Annotated in this window: 23 protein-coding genes, 1 pseudogene and 1 riboswitch; of the genes and pseudogenes, 11 read left to right on the top strand and 13 right to left on the bottom strand. The window is 71.7% G+C overall.

The features are described from left to right. Positions 1-213 precede the first annotated feature (213 nt). The 3 genes from IO20_RS0131785 to thrC form a co-directional block, all read right to left on the bottom strand. Positions 214-417: a cold-shock protein gene (locus tag IO20_RS0131785; RefSeq protein ID WP_015035246.1), complete on the bottom strand. Its 204-nt coding sequence runs from the start codon at positions 415-417 to the stop codon at positions 214-216. 406 nt (positions 418-823) lie between these two features. After that, on the bottom strand, positions 824-1102 hold the full coding sequence (locus IO20_RS0131780; RefSeq protein ID WP_030556164.1) for a MoaD/ThiS family protein: 279 nt from the start codon (positions 1100-1102) through the stop codon (positions 824-826). Between the two features lie 40 nt (positions 1103-1142). Then, positions 1143-2429 (bottom strand): threonine synthase, encoded by a 1287-nt coding sequence (gene thrC / locus IO20_RS0131775; RefSeq protein ID WP_030556165.1) that lies wholly within the window; start codon positions 2427-2429, stop codon positions 1143-1145. Between the two features lie 17 nt (positions 2430-2446). Then, a riboswitch (SAM riboswitch) is annotated at positions 2447-2591 on the bottom strand. Between the two features lie 160 nt (positions 2592-2751). Between thrC and IO20_RS0131770 the strand changes: the two genes are divergently transcribed. From IO20_RS0131770 to IO20_RS0131760, 3 genes are all read left to right on the top strand, one after another. Beyond that, complete coding sequence (locus IO20_RS0131770; protein ID WP_030556167.1) at positions 2752-3693, top strand: glucosyl-3-phosphoglycerate synthase; 942 nt, start codon at positions 2752-2754, stop codon at positions 3691-3693. Positions 3694-3731: 38 nt separating this feature from the next. Next, on the top strand, positions 3732-5522 hold the full coding sequence (locus IO20_RS0131765; protein ID WP_030556169.1) for a DUF7927 domain-containing protein: 1791 nt from the start codon (positions 3732-3734) through the stop codon (positions 5520-5522). A gap of 114 nt (positions 5523-5636) precedes the next feature. After that, positions 5637-7043, top strand: coding sequence for an alpha,alpha-trehalose-phosphate synthase (UDP-forming) (locus IO20_RS0131760; protein ID WP_211270455.1), 1407 nt, complete (start codon positions 5637-5639; stop codon positions 7041-7043). On the opposite strand, the gene IO20_RS0131755 is transcribed toward IO20_RS0131760, so the two are convergent. Continuing rightward, on the bottom strand, positions 6985-7326 hold the full coding sequence (locus IO20_RS0131755) for a winged helix-turn-helix transcriptional regulator (RefSeq protein ID WP_030556173.1): 342 nt from the start codon (positions 7324-7326) through the stop codon (positions 6985-6987). The genes IO20_RS0131760 and IO20_RS0131755 overlap by 59 nt on opposite strands. 97 nt (positions 7327-7423) lie before the next feature. On the opposite strand from IO20_RS0131755, the gene IO20_RS0131750 reads away from it, so the two are divergent. Continuing rightward, the gene (locus IO20_RS0131750; protein WP_030556174.1) at positions 7424-8308 is read left to right on the top strand and encodes an NAD(P)-dependent oxidoreductase; all 885 of its coding nucleotides are present in this window, start codon (positions 7424-7426) and stop codon (positions 8306-8308) included. A gap of 169 nt (positions 8309-8477) precedes the next feature. Further along, positions 8478-10781, top strand: a complete 2304-nt coding sequence (locus tag IO20_RS0131745; protein WP_030556177.1) for an immune inhibitor A domain-containing protein — start codon at positions 8478-8480, stop codon at positions 10779-10781. Positions 10782-10818: 37 nt separating this feature from the next. On the opposite strand, the gene otsB is transcribed toward IO20_RS0131745, so the two are convergent. From otsB to IO20_RS0131730, 3 genes are read right to left on the bottom strand one after another with little or no spacing between them, the layout of a single operon-like run. Beyond that, positions 10819-11664, bottom strand: coding sequence for a trehalose-phosphatase (otsB, locus tag IO20_RS0131740; protein ID WP_030556179.1), 846 nt, complete (start codon positions 11662-11664; stop codon positions 10819-10821). Between the two features lie 57 nt (positions 11665-11721). Further along, positions 11722-11973, bottom strand: coding sequence for a DUF3263 domain-containing protein (locus IO20_RS0131735; protein ID WP_030218603.1), 252 nt, complete (start codon positions 11971-11973; stop codon positions 11722-11724). 37 nt (positions 11974-12010) lie between these two features. Further along, a complete protein-coding gene (locus IO20_RS0131730) occupies positions 12011-13294 on the bottom strand; it encodes an ABC transporter substrate-binding protein (RefSeq protein WP_030556181.1) in 1284 nt (427 codons plus the stop codon). A gap of 219 nt (positions 13295-13513) precedes the next feature. Between IO20_RS0131730 and IO20_RS0131725 the strand changes: the two genes are divergently transcribed. The 3 genes from IO20_RS0131725 to IO20_RS0131715 all read left to right on the top strand — a co-directional run bounded on the left by IO20_RS0131725 (position 13514) and on the right by IO20_RS0131715 (position 16658). Further along, complete coding sequence (locus IO20_RS0131725) at positions 13514-14452, top strand: ROK family protein (RefSeq protein ID WP_030556183.1); 939 nt, start codon at positions 13514-13516, stop codon at positions 14450-14452. Beyond that, positions 14452-15597, top strand: a complete 1146-nt coding sequence (gene nagA / locus IO20_RS0131720) for an N-acetylglucosamine-6-phosphate deacetylase (RefSeq protein WP_030556185.1) — start codon at positions 14452-14454, stop codon at positions 15595-15597. The genes IO20_RS0131725 and nagA overlap by 1 nt, the downstream gene beginning before the upstream one ends. A gap of 134 nt (positions 15598-15731) precedes the next feature. Continuing rightward, complete coding sequence (locus tag IO20_RS0131715; protein ID WP_030556187.1) at positions 15732-16658, top strand: 1-phosphofructokinase family hexose kinase; 927 nt, start codon at positions 15732-15734, stop codon at positions 16656-16658. A 9-nt stretch (positions 16659-16667) separates the two neighbouring features. On the opposite strand, the gene IO20_RS0131710 is transcribed toward IO20_RS0131715, so the two are convergent. Further along, positions 16668-17636 carry a carbohydrate-binding protein gene (locus tag IO20_RS0131710; RefSeq protein ID WP_030556189.1) on the bottom strand — a complete coding sequence of 323 codons (969 nt, stop codon included), beginning with the start codon at positions 17634-17636 and terminating at the stop codon, positions 16668-16670. A 95-nt stretch (positions 17637-17731) separates the two neighbouring features. Beyond that, complete coding sequence (gene cdgB, locus IO20_RS0131705) at positions 17732-19456, bottom strand: diguanylate cyclase CdgB (RefSeq protein ID WP_030556194.1); 1725 nt, start codon at positions 19454-19456, stop codon at positions 17732-17734. Positions 19457-19653: 197 nt separating this feature from the next. Between cdgB and IO20_RS0131700 the strand changes: the two genes are divergently transcribed. Then, the gene (locus tag IO20_RS0131700) at positions 19654-20172 is read left to right on the top strand and encodes a flavin reductase family protein (RefSeq protein WP_106978695.1); all 519 of its coding nucleotides are present in this window, start codon (positions 19654-19656) and stop codon (positions 20170-20172) included. A 16-nt stretch (positions 20173-20188) separates the two neighbouring features. Here the strand turns inward: IO20_RS0131700 and arfB are convergent, their stop codons facing one another. Beyond that, on the bottom strand, positions 20189-20626 hold the full coding sequence (gene arfB, locus IO20_RS0131695; RefSeq protein ID WP_030218624.1) for an alternative ribosome rescue aminoacyl-tRNA hydrolase ArfB: 438 nt from the start codon (positions 20624-20626) through the stop codon (positions 20189-20191). 116 nt (positions 20627-20742) lie between these two features. Here arfB and IO20_RS0131690 point away from each other — a divergent pair, with 116 nt between their 5' ends. Continuing rightward, positions 20743-21318: a TerD family protein gene (locus IO20_RS0131690; protein ID WP_030218636.1), complete on the top strand. Its 576-nt coding sequence runs from the start codon at positions 20743-20745 to the stop codon at positions 21316-21318. A 67-nt stretch (positions 21319-21385) separates the two neighbouring features. Continuing rightward, positions 21386-21910, top strand: coding sequence for a GNAT family N-acetyltransferase (locus IO20_RS0131685; protein WP_030556203.1), 525 nt, complete (start codon positions 21386-21388; stop codon positions 21908-21910). On the opposite strand, the gene IO20_RS0131680 is transcribed toward IO20_RS0131685, so the two are convergent. The 3 genes and pseudogenes from IO20_RS0131680 to IO20_RS40485 all read right to left on the bottom strand — a co-directional run. Beyond that, positions 21888-22334 carry an NUDIX hydrolase gene (locus IO20_RS0131680; RefSeq protein ID WP_030556204.1) on the bottom strand — a complete coding sequence of 149 codons (447 nt, stop codon included), beginning with the start codon at positions 22332-22334 and terminating at the stop codon, positions 21888-21890. The genes IO20_RS0131685 and IO20_RS0131680 overlap by 23 nt on opposite strands. A 51-nt stretch (positions 22335-22385) precedes the next feature. Continuing rightward, on the bottom strand, positions 22386-23837 hold the full coding sequence (locus IO20_RS0131675; protein ID WP_030556205.1) for a M1 family metallopeptidase: 1452 nt from the start codon (positions 23835-23837) through the stop codon (positions 22386-22388). An 88-nt stretch (positions 23838-23925) separates the two neighbouring features. Further along, positions 23926-24032: pseudogene (locus tag IO20_RS40485) on the bottom strand (heme-binding protein); the annotation flags it as partial.

Here is a 24032-nt window from a genome sequence, read left to right as displayed (position 1 = left end):
AATGATTAGCACTCGACCTAGGAGAGTGCAAGCGACTCTCGATGATCGGGACGTGAACCGGCCCGGGCGGGAGCGGGGGGAAACGGGGCGGGAGCAGGGGAAGGCGGGGCGGGAGCGGGGCCGGAAGCGGGGCGGAACGCAGCGAGGGGCCCGCGTCCCCTCAGGGATACGGGCCCCTCGACGGCGTTGCGTCGGTGGCCGATCGCGCCGCGCTCAGACGGCGAGCTTGACCATGTCCGCCTGCGGACCCTTCTGGCCCTGCGAGATCTCGAACTCGACTCGCTGTCCCTCTTCGAGGCTGCGGTAACCATCCATCTGGATCGCGCTGTAGTGGACGAAAACATCCGCACCACCGTCGACCGCGATGAAGCCGTAGCCCTTCTCCGCGTTGAACCACTTGACGGTGCCCTGAGCCATGCCTAACTCCCCTATTACTGGCCCTTGCGCGGGACCGCACTTCGCGGACCCGGGTCAGACCCTGCGCCGGAACGCGTCGACCGCGGCTGAATGTATCTGCCCAACTGCCCTCTGCAACAGGTCATTCGAGCGAGAATTCTGGGCGTGACGGAAAGGCGAATTAGGGAGAATCCCCAGGATGACGGGGCAAGTCGGGCCCGGCAAAGCGTGCAGAAGGTACACAACGCGCACACACTTTGGCTGCTTCTTGTCGCGCAGGGACGCATTCTCATATGCGTCCGGCATGAGCAGCGGCGGGGACTTCCCCAACTCTACCGCGTTCAACCCTGCAGAATTGCCCCCTCCGCTTATTGACGCGGAAGGGGCAATTCGAGAGTTTCGAGAAAGATGGGGCAGCTGATAAGGCTCAGCAGCCTCCGGCGACGGCCGGGATGATCGAGACGCCGGCGCCGGCCGGGGTGGCCGTCTCCAGGCCCTGCTCGAAGCGCACGTCGTCGTCGTTCACGTAGACGTTGACGAAGCGGCGCAGCTTGCCCTGGTCGTCCAGGACGCGGGCGGCGATGCCCGTGTGGTTCTTCTCCAGGTCCGCGATGACCTCGGCGAGGGTCGCGCCCTCGGCCGGGACCTCGGACTTCCCGCCCGTGTAGGTGCGGAGGATGGTGGGGATGCGGACGTTCACGGCCATGTCTTCGTAACCTTTCGGAGAGCCGGGAGAGTGGGTCGGCTCAGAGGGCCAGGCCGGCGTCGCGGAACGCGTCCAGGCTCGGGCGGATGGTGACGGTCGCCTGAGAGGTGTCGGCCACCGCGTCCAGGGTCTTGAGTCCGTCGCCGGTGTTGAGGACGACGGTGGTGAGGTTCGGGTCGATGAGACCGGCCTCGACGAGCTTCTTCGTGACGCCGACGGTCACGCCGCCCGCGGTCTCCGCGAAGATGCCCTCGGTCTGCGCGAGCAGCCTGATCGCGTCGACGACCTGCTCGTCGTTCACGTCCTCCACGGCGCCGCCGGTGCGGCGGGCGATGTCGAGGACGTACGGGCCGTCGGCCGGGTTGCCGATCGCAAGCGACTTGGCGATGGTGTTCGGCTTCTGGGGCCGTACGACGTCGTGGCCGGCCTTGAAGGCCACGGACACCGGGGAGCAGCCCTCGGCCTGGGCACCGAAGATCTTGTACGGCTTGTCCTCGACGAGGCCCAGCTTGATGAGCTCCTGCAGACCCTTGTCGATCTTCGTGAGCTGGGAGCCGGACGCGATCGGGATGACGAGCTGGTCGGGGATGACCCAGCCGAGCTGCTCGCAGATCTCGTACGCCAGCGTCTTGGAGCCCTCGCCGTAGTACGGGCGGAGGTTGACGTTGACGAAGCCCCAGCCCTCGCCGAGCGGGTCGCCGATGAGCTCCGAGCAGAAGCGGTTGACGTCGTCGTAGTTGCCCTCGATGGCGACGAGGTCACCGCCGTAGACACCGGCCATGACGACCTTGCCCTGCTCCAGGTCGTGCGGGATGAACACGCAGGAGCGGAAGCCGGCGCGGGCGGCGGCGGCGCCGACGGCGCCGGCCAGGTTGCCGGTGGAGGAGCAGGAGAGGGTGGTGAAGCCGAAGGCGCGGGCGGCCTCGATGGCCTGGGCGACGACCCGGTCCTTGAAGGAGTGGGTCGGGTTGCCGGAGTCGTCCTTGACGAAGAGCTTGCCGGGGGCGACACCGATCTCGCGGGCGAGGTTGTCGGCCTGGACGAGCTTGGTCCATCCCGGGTTCAGGTTCGGCTTGTCCGCGACGTCGGCGGGTACGGGCAGGAGGGGGGCGTAGCGCCAGATGTTGGCGGGGCCGGCCTCGATCTGCTTGCGCAGCGCCTCGGGGTCACCGGTGGGGAGGTCGTACGCGACCTCGAGCGGTCCGAAACAGAGTTCGCAGGCGAAGATCGGGCCGAGTGCGAAGACTTCACCGCATTCGCGACACGAGAGCCCGGAAGCGGGACCGAGGTCGACGGTGGTGGCGGGGGTAGCGGTCTGTACAGCCATGGAGGCGAGGCCCTTTCTCCTCATCTTTCCCATGACGAATTTTTCGCCATGAGACGGATTTGGCACCTTCCCTAGTCGGGAGCCTCGCTGGAGGACGAGTAACCGACTGGAGGGTTGCCGGGGCTTCAACGGGCCGTTTCCCTCTGCCCCTCTGGATGAGCGGTATTCGATTGTGAAGCGGGGTGAAGTTCCTTGCGGGCTTCGTTCCTGCGCTCCGACGCGGTCGGCACCCCGACGTGCATCGGGGATCCGCGTTGTTCAAGACTGTAACCGAAGGCCCGGACCCTTGGACCGGCCGTCCGAACCGCGAGATGGAGATCACGTGCTGGAAGAGGTGGAGCGCTGGCTGGCCCGGCGGTCCTGGTCCGTGGCGGACCGGCCGCTGGAGCGGATCCTCGCCGCCAAGCGTTCGACGCGCGTCAGCGTGGTGCTGCCTGCACTGAACGAGGAGGCGACGGTCGGGGACATCGTCGCGGTGATCCGGCGTGAGCTGATGAGCGAGTCGGTGCCGCTCGTGGACGAGCTGGTGGTCATCGACTCGGGCTCCACGGACCGTACGGCGGAGGTGGCGGCGGCGGCCGGGGCGCGGGTGGTCGCGCGGGACGCGATCCTGCCCCGGATACCGGCCGTGCCGGGCAAGGGCGAGGTCCTGTGGCGGTCGCTGATGGTGACGAGCGGGGACGTCGTCTGTTTCGTGGACGCGGACCTGCGGGACTTCTCGGCGGACTTCGTGACGGGGATCGTGGGCCCCCTGCTCACGGACCCGGACGTCGACTTCGTGAAGGCGATGTACGACCGCCCGTTCGGCGACACCCCTGGTCAGGGGGGTCGGGTGACGGAGCTGGTGGCGCGCCCGCTGCTGAACCTGCACTGGCCGCGGCTGGCCGGTTTCGTGCAGCCGCTGGGCGGCGAGTACGCGGCGCGGCGCTCGTTGCTCGAACGGCTGCCGTTCCCCGTCGGTTACGGAGTGGAGCTGGGGCTGCTCGTGGACGCCCTGCACACGGTGGGTCTGGACGCTCTCGCGCAGGTGGACGTGGGGGTGCGCAAGCACCGGCACCAGGACGGGCAGGCGTTGGGCCGGATGGCGGCGGCGATCTACCGGACGGCGCAGTTGCGGCTGTCGCGGGGGCATCTGGTGCGGCCCTGGCTGACGCAGTTCGAGCGGGGAGAGGCGGGGTTCACGCCCCGCACGTACCCGGTGGACACGGAGGAGCGGCCGCCGATGGCCGAGATCACGGAGTACGCGCGCCGCCGCGTGGCGTAACGCCCCATGATGATCCGTTTTGCCTACATTGCCCTTTTATGCGCTTCAGACAACACCACCTGGGCAGAGTGCTCGCGGCCATCGGGCTCGCGGCGGGCTCGCTCGCGTTCTCGGCGGCGGGACCGGCCGTCGCGGACGTGGTCGAGCCGTTCGGCAAGCGGTACGACGAGTCGCTGTACGGCGACTTCACCACGATCGGCAACACGGTCACGGGCTGTCCCACGGCCCCCGCGGACCTGGCCGCGCGCTGCGCGACGGCGGCGGCAGGGCAGGGCTCCGACAACAACAACACCTTCGTGATGCGGCGGATCGACACGGCCGGCACGGGTGGCGGCCACGGTTCGAGCACCGGCAAGGTCACGGTCCCCGCGGGCGCCGAGGTCGCGTACGCCCGGCTGTTCTGGGGTGGCAACGACGGCACGTACAAGGGCCCGAGCGGCACCCTGCTGAAGCGCTGCGACATCTCGGGCGCGGACGTCGACCCGTCCCCCGGCGACCCCACGACGACCGCCCCGGTGATCAAGGTGGGCGCGGGCCCCGTGACGCCCGTCTCGATCGACAGCATGGTCGCCGACCCGGCCGACACCAACGGCCCGCACTACTACACGGGCGAGTCGGACGTGACCGCCGCGTTCGCGGGCGTCACGGGCACGGACGCGCAGGTGGCGGTCGGGAACGTCTGGGCGCCGAACGGCAAGGGCTGCGTGGCGGGCTGGTCCCTGACCGTCGTCCACAGGTTCCCCGGCCCCGACCCGTTCCTCGCCCCCGAGCGGCGGAACGTGTACGTGTACGGCGGCCACGTCCTGCAGCGCTCGACCTCCCCCGCCACGACCCTCACCGTGGACGGCTTCCACCGGGGCCCGGGCACGGTGCGGGCGAGTGTGACCGCGTACGAGGGCGACTGGAACACGCCGGGCGACAAGTTCCTCGTCGACGGCAGGAACGTCACCGAGTCGCACACCGGCAACACCGACAACTTCTTCGTCAGCGAGGACGACGGCGCCGTCGCCCCGAAGCTGGTGAACAACCTGAGCATCGACGCCAAGACCTTCGACATCCCGGCCGGTGCCGTCCCGGCGGGCGCGACCTCGGCCGACCTGACGTTCTCCACGAGCGGCGACACCTACGTGCCGTCGGCGCTCGCGTTCTCCGTCCCGGTGCCCGACCTGGAGATCACCAAGACGGCGAGCCAGCGCACGGTGAAGCCGGGCGACACGCTCACGTACACGATCACCGCGAAGAACGTCAGCGCGCTCGACTACCCGAACGCCAAGTTCAGCGACGACCTCACGGGGAACCTCGACGACGCCGACTACGCCGGTGACGCCCGTGCGAAGCTGGGGACGGTGGCGTACACGGCGCCGAAGATCACGTACACGGGGACCATCCCGGCCGGGAAGACGGCGACCGTCACCTACTCGGTGAAGATCAAGGACCCGCCGGCCGGGGACGGGAAGCTCCGCAACAGCGTGGAGGTGGAGACACCCCGCTCCAACTGCGGAAACGGCAGCGAGGACCCGTCGTGCGCGGTGACGCCGGTGATCGAGAAGCCGAAGCCGACCCCGACCCCGACGCCCACCCCCACGCCCACCCCGCCCCCGGTGGATCCCACGCCGACACCGACCCCGACGCCTCCGGTGACGACCGATCCGCCACTGCCCCCCGCTCCCCCGGCTCCGGGCCCTCACGGAGGCGCCCCGTCCGGCGGCTCGATGGCGGAGACGGGCGGCAACGGCGAGCGGCTGTGGCTCCTGGGCGCGCTGGCCGTGGCCCTGGCGGCGACGGGCCTCGTGGCGAAGGCGGCGATGCACGGCCGACGCGAGAACTGACGGCGGAACCGACCCGGCCCCGGGCCCGGACTGCGGCGCTCACGGACCGTGGCCGAATCAGCCCGTCTCGTATACGTACGTTTGAGCGTTTACGGGACGGGCTAGGTTCGCCACATGGCTACTGTGCTGGTCGCATCAAACCGGGGCCCGGTCTCGTACACGCTCGGCGAGGACGGTTCGCTCACCGCGCGCAGAGGCGGCGGGGGCCTGGTCTCGGGCCTGAGCGCCGTGTCCTCGCAGGAGAGCGTGTGGGTCTGCGCGGCGCTGGGCGAGGGCGACCGGGAGGCGGTCCGACGCGGGGTGGGAGAGCCGGGCGTCCGCATGCTGGACATCGCCCCGGACGTGTACGCGGACGCGTACAACGGCATCGCGAACTCGGTGCTGTGGTTCCTCCACCACCACCTGTACGACATCCCGCGCGAGCCGGTCTTCGACGCGGAGTTCCGGCGCCGCTGGGAGTCGTACCGCGCCTACAACCACGCGTTCGCCGAGGCGCTGGCGGCGGAGGCGGCGGAGGGCGCGGCGGTCCTGGTCCAGGACTACCACCTGGCCCTTGTCCCCGGCCGGCTCCGCGACCTCCGCCCCGACCTGCGGATCTCCCACTTCACGCACACCCCGTGGGCGTCGCCCGAGTACCTCGGCATGCTCCCGGACGACATCCGCGAGGAACTGCTGCGGGGCATGCTCGGCGCGGACGAGCTGGGCTTCCACACGCGCAGATGGGCGTCGTCCTTCACGGAATGCGTGGGCGCGTCCGGCCTCGGAGGCACACGGGTCGCGGTGTACCCCCTGGGCGTGGACGGCGACGACCTGCGGGCCCTCGCGCACCGCCCGGAGGTGGACGAACGACGGGCCCGGCTCCGCCACGAGATCGGCGACCGCAGAACGATCGTCCGAGTGGACCGCACGGAACTGTCGAAGAACATCCTCCGCGGCCTGCAGGCCTACCGCGAACTCCTGACGACCCACCCCGAATGGCGGGACCGGGTGGTCCACCTGGCGTCCGCGTACCCCTCGCGCCAGGACCTGGAGTCGTACCGCGCCTACACGGCCGCGGTGACGGCCCTGGCGGACGAGATCAACACGGAGTTCGGCACGGCCGACTGGCAGCCGGTCCTGGTCTCGGTCCAGGACGACTTCCCCCGCTCCCTGGCCGCCTACCGCCTCGCGGACGTGGCCCTGGTCAACCCGGTGCGCGACGGCATGAACCTGGTCGCGAAGGAGATACCGGTCGTCTCGGAGGCGGGCTGCGCACTGGTCCTGTCGACGGGCGCGGGCGCGTACGAGGAGCTGAAGGAGGACGCCCTGACGGTGAACCCCTTCGACGTCTCGCAGACGGCGGAGGCCCTCCACCAGGCCCTGTCGATGCCCCCGGCCGAACGCACGGACCGCACGAAACGCCTCACGGCAGCGGCCACAGCCCTCCCCCCGCAACGCTGGTTCCTGAACCAGCTGGAGTCGCTCAGGGACCGGACACCCGCTCCCTCCCCCACGCCGCCAGGGGCTCCAGGGCGTCGTTGAGGCGGATGCCGTCCTTCGTCAGGGCGTACTCGACGCGGGGCGGGACCTCCTCGTACGAGACGCGGTCCACGATGCCGTCCGCCTCCATCTCGCGGAGGTGCGAGGCGAGGACCTTCTCCGTGATGCCCGGGACCAGCCGGCGCAGTTCGCCGAAGCGGCGGTGGGGCTGTTCGTGGAGGGCCCAGAGGATGAGGACCTTCCACTTGCCTCCGATCACCTCCATCGCCGAGTCGATGCCGCAGATGTGTCCGTCGTCCGCTCCGGGCCGGTTCAGCGTCGCCATGTGTCCACCCTTCTGAGCTGCTCGCTGACCTCAGGGTAACTGCCCACTTCGAAGTGGGTACTTGAGCAGGTCAGCGGGCTGCAGCAGCCTTGAGGGCATGACGCAGAACACCGCAGCGAAGTCCCCCGTCACCCTTCTCGGCCTCGGTGCGATGGGCACCGCCCTCGCCCGTACCTGGCTCGACGCCGGTCACCCCCTCACCGTCTGGAACCGCACCCCCTCGCGCGCCGACGCGCTCGTCTCCGACGGCGCGAAGGCCGCCGACAGCGCGGCCGCGGCCGTCGCCGCGAGCGGCCTCGTCATCGTCTGCCTGCTCGACGACGCCTCCGTCGGCGCCGCCCTGGACGGCGTCGACCTGACGGGCAAGGACCTCGTCAACCTGACCACCACGACCCCCGCCCAGGCCCGGGCCCGTGCCGCGTGGGCCACGGAGCGGGGTGCCCGCTACCTGGACGGCGGCATCATGGCCGTACCGCCGATGGTCGGTGTTCCGGAAGCCGGCGGGTACGTCTTCTACAGCGGCTCGCGTGAGCTGTTCGAGCTCCACCAGGAGGCCCTCGCGGTGCCGGTCGGCACGGTCTACGTCGGCGAGGACGCCGGTTTCGCGGCGCTGCACGACGTGGCCCTGCTGAGCGCGATGTACGGCATGTTCGGCGGCGTCGCGCACGCCTTCGCCCTGATCCGCAGGGAGGACATCGACCCGTCCACGTTCGCCCCGCTGCTCTCCGGCTGGATCGCGGCGATGGCGGGTCCCTCCGTGCTGCAGACCGCCGCCCAGCTGAAGAGCGGCGACTACACCACGGACGTGGTCTCCAATCTGGCGATGCAGGTGGCCGGCACGCCGACGTTCGAGACGACGGCCGAGGAGCAGGGTGTGAGCCCCGAGCTGATCCAGCCGTACTTCGAGCTGATGCGCCGCCGGCTCGCGGTGGGCAGCGGCGAGGAGGACCTGACGGGCGTGGTGGACCTTCTCCTCAAGTAGCCGGTGGGGCGGCGGCCGGTGGCCGATGGACCGGTAGTCGGTAAATCGGCTACCGGTAATCGGTGCGACCCCCTCCTCCTGGGGGGTGCTCCCGTGTCAGACTCTGCGGCGATCGTTCCCCCAGGCGATCCGTTTTCCCCCTCAGGCAAGCGGAAGGATCGCAACAGACGTGAAGAAGATTGTCGTGGGCATGACCCTCGGGTCGGCGCTCACCGCCCTTCTCGCCGCGGGGCTCACCCCCGCCACCGCGCAGGAGGCCCGGGACACCCCGGCCGGCACCGCCGCGCACCGGCCGGACAACCGTCCCGGACCGCTCACGAAGCAGCGCACCGAGCTGCGGGAGAAGGCGATCGACCTGGTCGCCAAGGGCAAGGCCAAGGCGAACGCCGAGGGCGTCGTCGAGGTCGCGCCCGGCAAGTTCACCGAGATCGAGACCACCACCGCCGACCGCCAGGAGAAGATCTTCACGATCCTCTCCGAGTTCGGCACGGACGGCGCCGGCAAGTACGGCACCGTCCCCGGCCCCCTGCACAACGAGATAGCCCAGCCCGACCGGAGCGTGGACAACTCCAACGCCTGGACGGCCGATTTCGACAAGGCGTACTACGAGAACCTCTTCAACGGCTCCGGCGAGTCGATGAAGACGTACTACGAGAAGCTCTCGGGCGGCCGCTACTCGGTCACCAACACCGTCGAGGACTGGGTCAAGGTCCCCCACAACGCCTCCTTCTACGGCGACAACGCCATCGAGGACAACGGCGGCTCGTGGGCCTTCGTCCAGGACACCGGCGACGCCTGGTGGAACGCGCAGCTCGCGGCCGGCAAGACCCCGGCCGAGATCGACGCCTACCTCGCCCAGTTCGACGTCTGGGACCGCAACGACTGGGACCACGACGGCAACTTCGACGAGGCCGACGGCTACATCGACCACTTCCAGGCCGTCCACGCCGGCATGGGCGAGGACGCGGGCGGCGGCGCCCAGGGCGAGGACGCCATCTGGTCCCACCGCTGGTACGTCAACGGCGACGACTACGGCCTCACCGGGCCCGACGTCTCCGGCACCCAGAACAAGGCGGGCGGCGCCCGCATCGGCCAGTCCAAGTACTGGCTCGGCGACTACACCACCGAGGGCGAGAACGGCGGACTCGGCGTCTTCTGCCACGAGTTCGGCCACGACCTCGGCCTGCCGGACTACTACGACACCGACGGCGGCGAGAACTCCACCGCCTTCTGGACCCTCATGAGCTCCGGCTCCTGGCTGAGCCACGGCGCCGCCGCGAACGCGGGCATCGGCACCCACCCGGGCCTCATGGGCGCCGAGGAGAAGCTCTTCCTCGGCTGGCTGGACTACACCGACGCCCCGCTCGGCGCCACCGGCACGTACACCCTCAACCCGGCGCAGCTCCAGGTCACCGGCAAGGACCAGGCGGTCCGCGTCGCGCTCCCGGACAAGGCGAGCAGCACCACCTACACCACGCCCACCTCCGGCACCCACGCCTGGTGGACCGGCTCGGCCGACGGCCTCAACCAGTCCCTCACCCGCTCCGTGCCGGCCGCCTCGCGCGTCACCGTCAAGGCGAGCGCCTGGTACGAGATCGAGGCCGACTTCGACTACCTCTTCGCCGAGTACTCCCTCGACGGCGGCGCCAACTGGGCCCGCGCGGGCGCGGCCGTCGACGGCTCCTCCGCCGGGAAGTGGACGACGCTGCGGTACGCGTACGACTCCGCGGGCAAGCCCTCCCTCTTCCGGTTCCGCTACCAGACGGACGGCGGCGTGCACTACGCCGGCGCGTTCCTCGACGACATCTCGCTGACCTCGGGCGGTACGACCCTGGCCACCGACGACGTCGAGCAGGGCGCGGGCGCCTGGACCGCCACGGGCCGCTGGAACATCTCCACCGGCACCGAGACGGCGACCTACCCGCGCTACTACCTCCTGGAGAACCGCGAGTACGTCGGCTCCGACGCGCTCCTCGCCGAGGGCCCGTACCAGTTCAGCAAGGGCGTCACCGCGCCGGACTGGGTCGAGTACTTCCGCTACCAGAACGGCATGCTCGTCTGGTACGTCGACCGGTCCTTCGACGACAACAACGTCAGCGCCCACCCGGGCGGCGGCCAGGCCATGGCCGTCGACGCCCGCCCGGCCCCGTTCCGGTACGCCGACGGGACCGCGCCCAGCAACCGGCGCCAGCCCTTCGACGCGACCTTCGGCCTGGAGGCCACCGACGCGACCTGCCTCCACAAGGAGGTCCTGGTGGGCAAGGGCAACAGCCAGACGGTCGAGACGCAGGCGGCCTGCGCCCCCTCCGTCCCGGGCATCCCGGTCTTCGACGACACGGACCCGAACGCGTACTACGACACGTCGGCCCCGCAGGCCAGCGTGAAGGTCGCCGGCCACGGCGTCCGCGTCACGATCACCGGCGACGCCGGTGACGACCTGACGATCAGCGTGACCAACCCGGCCGCGCACTGATCCGTAAGAAAGCCCGCGGGGCGGTACGGGAGGGGCCTCAGGCCTCCTCCCGTACCGCCCTCGCCAGTTCCGCCAGGAACGTGACCACGCCCGCCGGGCCCCGGACCGCGAGGTCGGCGCGCTCGGCCAGCTCCGGGACCTCCGTGGAGCCGCTGCACACCAGCAGGCCCGGGGTGCCGTCGGCGCGGAGCTTCTCCACGGCGGCGAAGGCGGGCAGGTCGCCCAGGTCGTCACCCGCGTAGAGCACGGACCCGGCGCCGACCTCCCGTACGTACGCGGCCAGGGCCACGCCCTTGTCCATCCCCGGGGGCCGCAGCTCCAGGACCATGCGGCCGGGTTCGAGGACGAGGCCGTGGTGGGTGGCCAGCTCGCCGAGAGGGCCCTTCAGCGCCTCGAAGGCGCGCTCCGGGTCGAGGGCGCGGCGGGTGTGGACGGCGACCGCGCGGCCCTTCTCCTCGATCCAGACGCCCGGCCAGGCCCCTGCCCGGTCCAGGAAGCCGGGCAGCTCGGCGCGGACGGAGGCCACGCCCGGGTGGGGGGCGGCGGCCTGCACGGTGCCGGTGACGGCGTCCCAGCGCTCGGCGCCGTAGTGGCCGAGGACCACGAGGCGCTCAAGGCCGGGGATCCCGGCGAAGCCGCCGTAGCGGACGGCCACGCCGGCGGGGCGGCCGGTCACGACGGCGATCGAGGCGACCTCGGGGGCGAGGGCCGCGAGCGCGGCGACGGCGCCGGGATGGGCGCGGGCCTGTTCGGGGTCGGGCACGATCTCGGCGAGGGTGCCGTCGAAGTCGAGGGCGACGACGGCCTTCGCGGGCCGTGCGAGCAGCGCGGCGAGGCCGTCGCGGCCGGTGGACGTGGTCGGGTGCGGAAGGCTGTTGACCATGCCTCCGACCCTACCGAGGCGCGGCGCCCGCGTCAGGAGGGCCGAGGACGTGGCCGACTACCGCCGCCCCTGCTTCTCCTCCCGGACCCTGCGCAGCCGGTTGACGGTCACCGGGTCGTGGGCGAGGGCGCGCGGGTCGTCGAGGAGGGCGTTGAGCAGCTGGTAGTAGCGGGTCGGCGAGAGGCCGAGCCGCTCGCGGACGGCCCGCTCCTTGGCACCGGGGCCGGGCCAGGAGCGGCGCTCTACGGCGAGAAGAGCCCGCTCCCGCTCACCGAGCCCGCCATCCGTGACTTCGCGCTCGTCGGTCATACGAACAACCTATTACCCGGCGTTCCCGGCCGCCGTCCTACTCGGCGTTCTCCGCCGTCGTCGCCATCCGCCCGATCGAGCCGAGGACGTCGGCGGGGCGCCCGGCCGGGGTGACGGCCTTGCCGATGTTCTGCTTCACGTTCTCGCTGACCTTGGCCCAGGACGTCTTGCCGACCGGCGGGAGCTGGCTGTCGGGGAGGGTCTTGAGGAAGACGCGCAGGTCGGCGTGTTCGGGCTCGGTCTCCATGCGGCTGGAGGCGCTCACCGTGACCGGCAGGAGGTCGTTGTCGCCGGCGAACTTCAGGACGTTGTCGTCGGCGAAGACGAAGTTGAGGAAGGCCCCGATCTCCTTGCGGTGACCGTTCTGCTTGAAGCCCATGATCCAGTCGGCGACGCCCATGGCGGCCTTCGGCGGGCCCTCGACGCCGGGGAGCGGCACCTGGCCGACCTTGACGCCCTTCTTGGCGGCCTCCTGGAGGAGCGAGGGGTGGCCGTTGAGCATGCCGACCTCGCCCTTCGCGAAGGCGGCGAAGGCGGCCTTGCGGTTGAGCTTGCCGGGGGCGACGGGCCCGGTGAGCCCCTTGCCGACGAGGTTCTTCTTGAGCCAGTCGAAGGTCTTGATGTTGGCGTCGGAGTCGACGGCGTAGCGGTCGGTGGCGTCGGTCCAGCCACCGCCACCGCTGAGCAGCCACATCAGGGCCTCGGCCTGGGCCTCCTCGGGGCCGAGCGGCAGCGCGAAGGGGGTGCGGACACCGTTGTCCTTCAGCTTCTCGGCGGCTTCGGCGAGCTCGGCCCAGCTGGTCGGGGCCTCGATCCCGGCGTCGTCGAAGAGGGTCTGGTTGTAGAAGAGGGGCCGGGTGGAGGCCACGAAGGGCAGCCCGTACTGGGTGCGCTTGTACTCGCCCGCCTCGACGAGCGGGGCGAGGAAGTTGGCCTGTACGGGGATGGTGAGGAGTTCCTCGGCGGCGTAGAGCTCGCCGGCGGCGGCGTAGTCGGCGTAGGCGCCGATCTGCGCGATGTCGGGCGCCTTGTCGGCCTCGACCATCTCGGAGACCTTGCGGTCGACGTCGTCCCAGGACTCGATGCTGACCTCGACCTTGATGCCGGGGTGCTGGGCCTCGAAGGCGGCGACGAGGTCGTTCCAGTACTTCTCGGTGGTGTCGCCACCGGTGAGGTCGTAGTCGGCGGCGACCAGTCGGAGGGTCACGTCGCCGGAGTCTCCTCCGAGGGAGCCGCAACCGGTCATCGTCGCGGTCAGGCCGAGTGCGGCGGCGGCCGCGGTCAGTCCAAGGAATCGTCGCCGCTCCACGGCTTCATCCACCTTTTGCTCGTCGTTGAGCTGCTTCGAGCCCCAGGTTTGCTCTGCGCAGGGCCGTAAGTCTCTCCCGCGCGCGGGCATGAGGTCTACACCACTCGGGTATCACTTCCGCAACGCCGGGGGGACCATGAGCCCATGACGGGTCCCGAATTTGTATCCGTACGCAACAATCCTCGGCAGTGGACTAGACCTTTTGGGTCCCCGCGCGCCAGACTGTCCCCCGTGAGACACGTCATCGCCCTGGATGTGGGCGGCACCGGCATGAAGGCCGCCCTCGTCGGGGCGGACGGCACCCTGCTCCACGAGGCCCGCCGCGCCACCGGGCGCGAGCGCGGCCCCGAGGCCGTCGTGGAGACGATCCTCGACTTCGCCGCAGAGCTCCGCACCCTCGGCCACGAGCGGTACGGCGAGCCCGCCGCGGCCGCCGGAGTCGCCGTCCCCGGCATCGTCGACGCCGAGAACGGCATCGCCGTCTACGCCGCCAACCTCGGCTGGCGCGACGTTCCCATGCGCGAACTCCTCAGCCGCCGCCTCGACGGCGTCCCCGTCGCCCTCGGCCACGACGTCCGCACCGGCGGCCTCGCCGAAGGCCGCATCGGCGCGGGCAACGGCGCCGACCGCTTCCTCTTCGTCCCCCTCGGCACCGGCATCGCCGGCGCCATCGGCATCGGCGACCGCATCGAAGCCGGCGCCCACGGCTACGCCGGCGAGATCGGCCACATCGTCGTCCGCCCCGGCGGTACGGAGTGCGGCTGCGGCCAGCGCGGCTGCCTGGAGCGCTACGCCTCCGCGTCCGCCGTCTCCCAGGCCTGGGCCGAGGCGAGCGGCGACCCCGAGGCCGACGCCGCCGACTGCGCCAAGGCCGTCGAATCCGGCGACGCCACGGCCCTCCGGGTCTGGCGGGACGCCGTCGACGCCCTCGCCGACGGACTCGTCACCGCCCTCACCCTCCTCGACCCGCGCACCCTCATCATCGGTGGCGGACTCGCCGAGGCCGGGGAAACCTTGTTCACACCACTACGGGCCGCGGTGGAGGAACGAGTCACGTTCCAGAAGCTGCCCGCCATCGTGCCGGCAGCCCTCGGGGACACCGCCGGATGCCTGGGCGCGGGCCTCCTCGCCTGGGACCTTCTCTCCCTCGACTCGGAGGTTTCCGCCTGATGGCCGATCACAAGGTTCTCACCGGCGCACGCGTCGTGCTGCCCACCGGGACGGTCGAGAACGGACGCGTGATCGTCGCGGGCGACCGGATCACGGGCTCGGCCCCCGAGGGCGCCCCGGCCGTCGACCTGACCGGCCACTGGCTCGTCCCCGGCTTCGTCGACATGCACAACCACGGCGGCGGCGGCGCCTCCTTCACCTCCGGCACCGTCGACGAGGTCCTCAAGGGCGTCCACACCCACCGCCTGCACGGCACCACCACCGTCGTCGCCTCCTTCGTCACCGGCGAGATGGACTTCCTCGGCCGGCGGGCCGGACTGCTCTCCGAACTCGCCGAGCAGGGCGAGATCGCCGGCCTCCACTTCGAGGGCCCGTTCATCTCCCCCTGCCGCAAGGGCGCCCACGACGAGACGCTGCTCCGCGACCCCGACCCCGCCGAGGTCCGCAAGCTGATCGACGCCGCCCGCGGCCAGGCCAAGATGGTCACCCTCGCCACCGAACTGCCCGGCGGCCTCGACTCCGTACGGCTGCTCGCCGAGCACGGCGTGATCGCCGCCATCGGCCACACCGACGCGACGTACGAGCAGACCGTCCAGGCCATCGACGCGGGCGCCACCGTCGCCACCCACCTCTACAACGCGATGCCCGGCCTCGGCCACCGCGCCCCGGGCCCCATCGCCGCCCTCCTGGAGGACGAGCGGATCACCGTCGAGCTCATCAACGACGGCACCCACCTCCACCCCGCCGCGCTCGAACTCGCCTTCCACCACGCGGGTCCCGAGCGCGTCGCCTTCATCACCGACGCCATGGACGCCGCCGGCTTCGGCGACGGCCGCTACATGCTCGGCACCCTGGAGGTCGAGGTGAAGGACAGCGTCGCCCGCCTCGTCGAGGGCGGCTCCATCGCCGGGTCCACCCTCACCCTGGACCGCGCGTTCAAGCGCGCCGCCACCGTCGACGGCCTCCCCGTCGAAGCCGTCGTGCAGGCCATCTCGGCCAACCCGGCCCGCCTCCTCGGCGTGTACGACCGCGTCGGCTCCCTCGATCCCGGCAAGGACGCCGACCTCGTCGTCCTCGACGCCGGGTTCGACGTCAAGGGCGTCATGCGCAAGGGCGAGTGGATCGTCGACCCGACCGCGGTCTGATCAGAAGTCACACGGAAGGGCGGTCGGCCGCGGGTCTGGGCCAACCGCCTTTCGTTTGGCATGATCAGTGCCCGTCGGAGCACACGTTCCGCAGCACTTCACACGCACGACGAACGACGGAGGGTGGACAGGTCGTGATCCTCACGGTCACCCTCAACACGGCACTGGACCTGACCTACCGGGTCCCCGCCCTCACCCCGCACGCCTCGCACCGCGTCACCCAGGTCATCGAACGCCCCGGCGGCAAGGGCCTCAACGTGGCCCGCGTCCTCGCCGCCCTCGGGTACGAGACCGTCGCCACCGGCTTCGCGGGCGGCGCCACGGGCGGCGTGCTGCGGGACCTGCTCGCGGCGACCCCGGTCCGGGACGAGCTGGTCGGGACGGCGGGCCCCACCCGCCGCACGGTCGCGATCGTCGACGCCTCGACGGGAGACACCACCCAGCTCAACGAACCCGGGCCCACCGTCACGGCCGACGAGTGGACCGCCTTCCGCACCCGCTTCACGGAGCTCCTGGACGGCGCCGCGGCGGTCGCCCTGTGCGGCAGCCTCCCGCCGGGCATCCACGTCGGCGCGTACGCGGACCTCGTCCGCCTGTCGCGCGCGGCCGGAGTCCCCGTCCTCCTCGACACCAGCGGCGAACCCCTGCGGCGCGGCATCGCCGCCCGCCCGGACCTGGTCAAGCCGAACGCCGACGAGCTCGCCCAGCTGACCGGCTCCCGCGACCCGCTGCGCGCGACCCACGACGCCCGGGGCAGGGGCGCCCGCGCGGTGGTCTCCTCGCTGGGCCCCGAGGGCCTGCTCGCCGCGACCGCCGAGGGCCTGTGGCGCGCGACCCCGCCCGCCGCCGTGAAGGGAAACCCCACGGGCGCGGGCGACTCGGCCGTCGCGGGCCTCCTGTCGGGCCTGGTGGACAAGGCCCCCTGGCCCGAACGCCTCGCCCGGGCGGTCGCGCTCTCGGCGGCGACGGTGCTCTCCCCGGTGGCCGGCGAGTTCGACCCGACGGCCTACGGGGAGCTGCTGCCCCGGGTGAAGGTGACGGCGGAGCCCCAGGCCGCGTGAGCCCGGAGGTCACCTACCGGTCTTGCCGGCTTCCAGGTAGACCTGGTCCAGTATCGCGTCGCAGCTGTTCCCTGCCTCGCAGGAGATCTTCAGCGCGTTGTCGCCCTTTTCGAGGTTCACGTAGGCGTACGTGTACGTCCAGCCCTTCTCCCAGTCGCCCTCGGCGGCCTTGGCGAAGTTGGACATGTTGACCTCGCGGGGCGGCGCGTTGTTGACCGTCAGCGAGGTCTTGGCGTCCTTGCCCGGCACGCTGTAGATGATCCGCAGCGTGTACTCGCCGGAGTCCGGCACCTCGACGGACCAGCTGGCCGAACCACCCACGCCGTTGAAGGAGACATAGGCACCGTTCGGCCCCTTCGCGCCCTTCACGTCCTTGGCAAGGCTCGCAGGGCCGCCCAGCTTCAGGGTCGCCGCGTCCTGCTTCGGGAGCTCGGCCGGGGTCGGTTCCGTGCTGGGGGCGGTGCTGGGCTCCTCGGAGACCTGGGACGGCGCGGTCGACGGCGTGCCGCCACCCGCCTGGCCGCCCTTGTCGTCCTCGTTGCCGTTGTTGTTGATCACGGCCGCGGTGATGCCGATCACCACGACCGCGACGACCGCGACCGCGCCGATCAGGAGGCCCTTGGTATTGGGGCCGCGGCCGGAGCCGCCGCCGCGCTGGGGCGGGATCGGGGACTGCGGGCGGGTCTGCTGCCCGCCGTACGTCTCGGGCGCGGCGTACTGCGCCTGCGGCTGACCGTACGGGGCCTGCTGCTGCGGCGGCACGTACGGCGGCTGCTGCTGGCCGTACTGGCGCTCGCCGACCGTCCTGACCTGGTTGTACGAGGTCCGGGGCACGCCGGGCTGAGCCGCCGCGGGGCCGGGGTAGCCGTAGCCGCCACCGCCCGGGGGCTGGGCGCCCGCTGCCTGACCGTCCGCGTACAGGTAGCCGAACGGGTCGTCGTTCTCGGGCTTGTTCGCGCCGTCGTTACCGGCAGCCATCCGGGTTCCTCTCCATGCTCGCCAGCCGTCGCCGACCGGCCGAGCCTACCTCGAACGGACCAGCCCCCGAAGCGGCCCCGGGCGTGTCAAGGGCCTCAGCCGGCGCGGCGGTGGACCTTGGCGCGGGAGCGTTTCTCCACGTACATGCGCTGGTCGGCGGAGTTCAGGACCTCTTCCACCGACATCCCGCATTCGGCCCATCCGATGCCGAAACTCGCGCCGACCCGGACCGCCCGCCCGTCCACCCGGATGGGCGGAATGATCGCGTTGCGGAGGCGTACGGCCAGGTCGGCGGCGTCGGCCGCGCCGAGGCCGTCGGCGAGGACGACGAACTCGTCCCCGCCGAGCCGGGCCACGGTGTCCCCGTCGCGTACGCCGGTGGTGAGCCGGCGGGCGACCTCGATGAGGACGGCGTCACCGGTGTGGTGGCCGAAGCGGTCGTTGATCGACTTGAAGCCGTCGAGGTCGCAGAAGAGGACGGCGAGTCCCTTGGTGCCGTCGTCGGTCTCGCCGCTGGAGGGGGCGACGGTGTGGACGTGGTGGTCGTACGGTCCGGCGCCGCCCGCCGGCTCGAAGCCGAAGCCGTGCTCGTGCGCGGGCTCGTACGGCCGCGGTTCGTAGCCGGAGTCGTACGACGGGTCGTAGCCGCCGCCGTGACCGGTCTCGTACGTGCCGCCGTCCCGCTGGGCCTCGTAACCGGCGTAGGGGGCGTACGTGGCCTGGTCCCCCGCGGCCGCCGGGCGCTCGCAGAGGCGGGCGGAGAGCCGGGAGCGCAGTTCGGCGCTGTTCGGGAGGCCGGTGAGGGCGTCGTGCGAGGCCCGGTGGGCGAGCTGGAGCTCGTGGCGCTTGCGCTCCTCGATGTCCTCGACGTGGGTGAGGAGGAAGCGGGGGCCGTCGGCGGTGTCGGCGACGACGGAGTTGCGGAGGGACACCCACACGTAGGTGCCGTCGCGCCGCCCGAGCCGCAGCTCGGCGCGGCCGCCCTCGGCGGAGGTCCTGAGCAGGGTCCCTATGTCCTCGGGGTGGACGAGGTCGGCGAAGGAGTAGCGCCGCATGACGGAGGCGGGCCGGCCGAGGAGCCGGCACAGGGCGTCGTTGGTGCGGAGCAGCCGGCCGTGCTGGTCGCCGCCCATCTCGGCGATGGCCATGCCGGAGGGCGCGTACTCGAAGGCCTGCCGGAAGGACTCCTCGCTGGCACGGAGGGCCTGCTGTTCCCTTTCGAGCCGGACGAGGGCCCGCTGCATGTTGGAGCGGAGCCGTGCGTTGCTGATGGCGATGGCCGACTGCGAGGCGTACATCTGGAGCGCCTCCTGGCCCCAGGGGCCGGGGTGCCGGCCGTTGCGCGGGCGGTCGACGGATATGACGCCGAGGAGTTCGCGGCCGGATCCGGAGGCGTACATGGGGGCGTAGAGGCGGTCGTGGGGGTGCCACTCGTCCTCGAAGCGGGGCGCGGGGCCGTCGGTGTGCCACTGGGGGACGTCGTCCTCCATCAGGACCCAGCCCTCGGTGTGCGGGATGAACCGCAGGTCGCCCCAGGCGTCGGCCATGGAGAGGCGCCGCTCCCAGGCCTCGCGGGAGCCGACGCGGCCGGTGATCAGGGCTTCGGCGGCGGTGCTTCCGGCGAAGGCGGCGACGACGAGGTCACCGTCGGGGCGTACAAGGTTGACGCAGGCCAGCTCGTAGTTGAGACCGGCGACGACACCGTCGGCGACGGTCTGCAGGGTGTCAGCCAGGCTGCGCGCAGTGTTGAGATCCGCCACGACCTGATGCAGCTGCCGCAGGGTCGAGAGACGGACGTACGGCTCCGACTCGGTCTCCATCGCTCGCTCTCCCCGAGACCTCGACAGCAACTCCAGGGTTCTCATCGGCTTCGTGTTGCACTGTCCCTGCCACTGAATCACAGCGAGCTGCGCACCCGGTACACAGGGTCAGCAAATACTCGCCTCTGTGACTCAAGTCACAGCAGTTCAGGGCGGGTCGCGCGAACCCTCCGGGGACGGGCGTCGCACAGACCCCGATCCCTCATGCTGAGGGGGTGAGCAACGACGATTTCCGGGCGGCGATGTCCCGCCTCGCGGCGGGCGTGGTCCTGGTGACCGCGCACGATCCCGACGACGGCCCGCGCGGCGAGGACGTCGGCATGACCGCCACCGCCTTCATGTCGGTCTCCCTCGAACCTCCCCTGGTCCTGGTCAGCCTCCGCGAGGGCTCCCGCATGGACGACCTGCTCACCGATGTCCCCGTCTGGGCGGTGTCGATCCTCTCCGAGGGCCAGCGGCACATCGCCGGGCGCTTCGCGATGAAGAACCGGGTCAGCGACCGGCTCCTCTTCGCCGACCTGCCGTACACCCGCGGCGAGGTGAGCGGCGCCCCTCTCATGGGCGGCGCGCTCGCGACCCTGGAGTGCCGTACGGAGAGCCGCGTCGTGGCCGGCGACCACACGCTCGTCGTGGGCCGGGTCCTGGCGGTCGGCGACGTGTCGGCGACGGGCGGCCCGCTGACGTACTACCAGGGGAAGTACCGGCACCTGTCCTGAAGATCCTGAGGTGTGCTCAGCCCCAGTCGCGGGACTGGCGGGTGCGCTTGGTCTCCGACCGCTGCTTCTTCTCCCGCAGCCGCCGCTCGTTGATGCCGCGCGGGATCTTCGTCGCCCTGCGGGGCTTCGGCGGCGGGGCCGTCGCCTCGGCGAGCAGCGCGGCCAGGCGGACCGCCGCCGTCTCGCGGTTGCGCCACTGGGAGCGGTGCTCGGACGCGCGGACCGTCACGACGCCGTCGACCAGGCGGGAGGCGAGCCGCTCCAGGGCGCGCGCCTTCCACACCTCGGGCAGCGCGGCCGTGGCCGCGAGGTCGAAGCGCAGCTCGACCTGCGTGTCGCTGGTGTTCACATGCTGTCCGCCCGGGCCCGACGAACGCGAGAAACGCCACTGGAGCTCGGCCTCTGGGAGCGAGACGGAGCCGCGAATGGGATAGGGACCGGACATGCCCCCCATGTTCCCCGCAGGGGGCCATCGGAGTCATCCTGTTTTCGCCACGCCTCCGTCGGGAACCGCCGGAGGCGCGCACGCGTTCCTCCAGGCGACGGACATCACGATGAAAGGGACTTTCCATGGCTGTGAGCCTGTCCAAGGGCGGCAACGTCTCTCTGACCAAGGAGGCCCCGGGCCTCGCCGCTGTCACCGTGGGCCTCGGCTGGGACGTCCGCACGACCACCGGTACCGACTTCGACCTCGACGCCTCCGCGATCGGCGTGGACGGCGCGGGCAAGGTCGCGTCCGACGCGCACTTCGTCTTCTTCAACAACAAGTCGACGCCGGACCAGACCATCGTCCACACCGGTGACAACCGCACCGGCGAGGGCGGCGGCGACGACGAGCAGATCAACGTCAACCTCGCGGCCCTCCCGCCGAACGTCGACAAGATCGTCTTCCCGGTCTCCATCTACGACGCGGTGAACCGCTCGCAGAACTTCGGCCAGGTGCGCAACGCGTACATCCGCATCCTCAACCAGGCCGGCGGCGCCGAGCTCGCGCGCTACGACCTCTCCGAGGACGCCGCCGTCGAGACCGCCATGGTCTTCGGCGAGCTGTACCGCAACGGCGCGGAGTGGAAGTTCCGCGCGGTGGGCCAGGGCTACGCCTCGGGCCTGGAGGGCATCGCCCGCGACTTCGGCGTCAGCCTCTGACGTATCCGTAGGACACACCCGTAGAGCCCCGGCCGGGATCTCCCGCCGGGGCTCTACCCTTGCCCGCGTGATCGTCGAAGCCCTCGTGCCCAAGGCCCTGGAGGACGGTGCGGCCCTGCCCGGCGCGCTGCTCACCGAAATCACCGCGCTCTACGCGTCCGACGAGGGGTTCCAGCAGCTCAGCGGCGAGTTCCCCGACCCCTCCGACATCCGTCCCGAGCAGGTCGCGGCGGCCCTCGCCGACGAGCTCGCCCGGCCCACCGCCGAGATCCTCCTCGCCCGCTCCGAGGGCCGGCTCGTGGCCCTCGCCGTGATCCTCGGCCGCCACCCCGACCCGGCGGAGACCGAGCCGTGGCTCGGGCTGCTCCTGGTCCACGCGGACGAGCGGCGCGCGGGCCACGGACGCCGGCTCGTCGCGTACGCCGAGGACCGCTTCCGCGCCGAGGGCCGCACCGGTCTGCGGCTCGCCGTCCTGGAGAACAACCCGAAGGCGCTGGCCTTCTGGACCTCCCTCGGTTACGAGGAAACGGGCCGCCGCCCCGACCTGACGCACGGCCGCCCGTGCGTGGTCATGCGCAAGAGCCTGCGCTGACACCGATCAGGGACAGCGCGTCGGCCGCCGCCGGGGACAGTTCGGCCGCCGTGAGCCCGGCGAGCGGCCGCCACGCGACGGCCTCCGTGCTGCCCTCCGTCTCGGTGACGACGAGCGGGCCGCCGGGCGCGAGCTCCACCGCGTAGAAGAGGGCCACCAACTGCCAGGACACACCGTCGCGGTGGGCGGCGTACGTCCGGGCGTCGACGAGCCGGGCACCGGCGAGGCCGCGGCCCGTCTCCTCGTACAGCTCGCGCGCCAGCGCCTCCACCGGCTGCTCGCCGGGGTCCATGCCGCCGCCGGGCAGGTGCCACAGTCCGGGTTCGAAGACCGGCGAGGCCTCAGAGAGCCGGGCCAGGAGCAGGCTGTCGCGCTCGACGGCGATCGCGTAGGCCGAGACGCGCTTCTGTACGGACGTGTCCACGGTGTCCCTCCGAGGTGTGGGGTTCTGTGCGGCGACCAAGGCTTCTGGCGACTAAGGCTTCTTCGGCTTGCCCTCGCCGTACAGCCACACCTTCCACAGCCCTTCGAGGTCCTTCCCGGCGACGCTCTCCGCGTAGGCCGTGAAGTCGGCGGTGGAGGCGTTGGCGTGACGGTACTTCGCGGGCCAGCCGCGCAGGATCTCGTCGAACGTCTCGTCCCCGACGGTCTCGCGGAGTTTGTGGAGGACCATGGCGCCGCGCTGGTAGACGGGCGGGTCGAAGAGGTTCTCGGCGGAGGGCGGGTCGGCCGGCGGGAAGGCCCAGTTGATGTCCTGGGCGAACTCCCGGGCGAAGGTCCTGCGCGCGGGGACGTGTTCGTACTCCTCCGCGTACAGCCACTCGGCGTAGGTCGCGAAGCCCTCGTTCAGCCACAGGTCCCGCCAGCTCGCGGGCGTGACGGAGTTGCCGAACCACTGATGGGCCAGCTCGTGGACGAGGGTCGTCCGGTCGAAGGAGGCGGCGGGGAAGACGGGCCGGGTCTGGGTCTCCAGGGCGTAGCCGAGGGTCCCGTCCTCGGTGACGATCGCCCCGGCGGCCGAGAAGGGGTACGGGCCGAAGCGGCGGGTCTGCCGGGCGAGGATCTTCGGGATCTCGTCGAGGAGCGCGGCGCTGCGGGCGGCGACGGACCGCTCGGCGGCGGTCAGGACGGGGAGGGAGCCGGGCGGGGCCGAACGGGGGGCGGACGGGGCAGGGGCCGCCGAGCCCTGGGCGGTCGCCGCCTCCGTCCTGTACCGGCCGATCGCGACCGTCGCCAGGTAGCTCGCCATCGGCTCGGGTGCGTGCCACTCGGTCGTCACGCGGCCGTCGTTCTCCGTCCGGCGGGCGGTTCTCACGCCGTTGGAGAGCGCTTCGAGACCGGCCGGGACGGTGAGGGTGATCTCGTACGCGGCCTTGTCGGAGGGGTGGTGGTTGCCGGGGAACCAGCTCATCGAGCCCGCCGGCTGGCCGACGGCGACCGCCCCGTCGTCGGTGCGCAGCCAGCCCTCGCGGGTGCCGTCCGCGGCCGTGACGGCCTCGGGCACGCCCGCGTACGTGACGGTCGTCCGGAACTCCCTGCCCTCGGGGATCTCCTGGCGGGGCCGGAGCGTCAGCTCGTTCCCCGCGCGGTTGACCGCGGCCCTCGTGCCGTCGACGGTCGCCCCGTCGACCGTGAGCCCGGCGAGGTCGAGGTTGAAGGCGCTGAGGTCCTGGGTGGCGCGGGCGGTGATCTCGGCGGTGCCGTCGAGCCGTCCGCTGCGCGGGTCGTAGGCGAGGGTCAGGGCGTACCGCCGCACGTCGTAGCCGCCGTTCCCGAGCTTCGGGAAGTACGGGTCGCGCAGTCCGGCGGCCCCGGGCGTCCCCCGGACGCCACCGGTGGCCCCGGCGGTACAGCCGCCCGCGAGCAGGGCGAGGGCGGTGAGGGCGGCGGCCAGGGACGCGGCCGCTCGGGGCCGGCTGTGGTTCACACACCGATCCTAAGCAGGCCGCATGCGGAAAAGGCGAGGGCGCCCGGCGGGGGATCCGGGCGCCCTCACCAGTCGTGGGGCCGTGCGGTCAGTTCGCGAGGGCGGCGACGCCGGCCTGGGCGAACTTCTCGTCGAGGTCGCCGGAGGGGGCGCCGGCGACGCCGATGCCGGCGATGGGGGCGCCCTTGGCGGCGA

The sequence above is a fragment of the Streptomyces exfoliatus genome, assembly GCF_000725545.1.
Taxonomy (GTDB): Bacteria; Actinomycetota; Actinomycetes; order Streptomycetales; family Streptomycetaceae; genus Streptomyces; species Streptomyces exfoliatus.
Note: the sequence above shows the minus strand (reverse complement) of the source record. Positions and strands in the feature narration are given on the sequence as shown.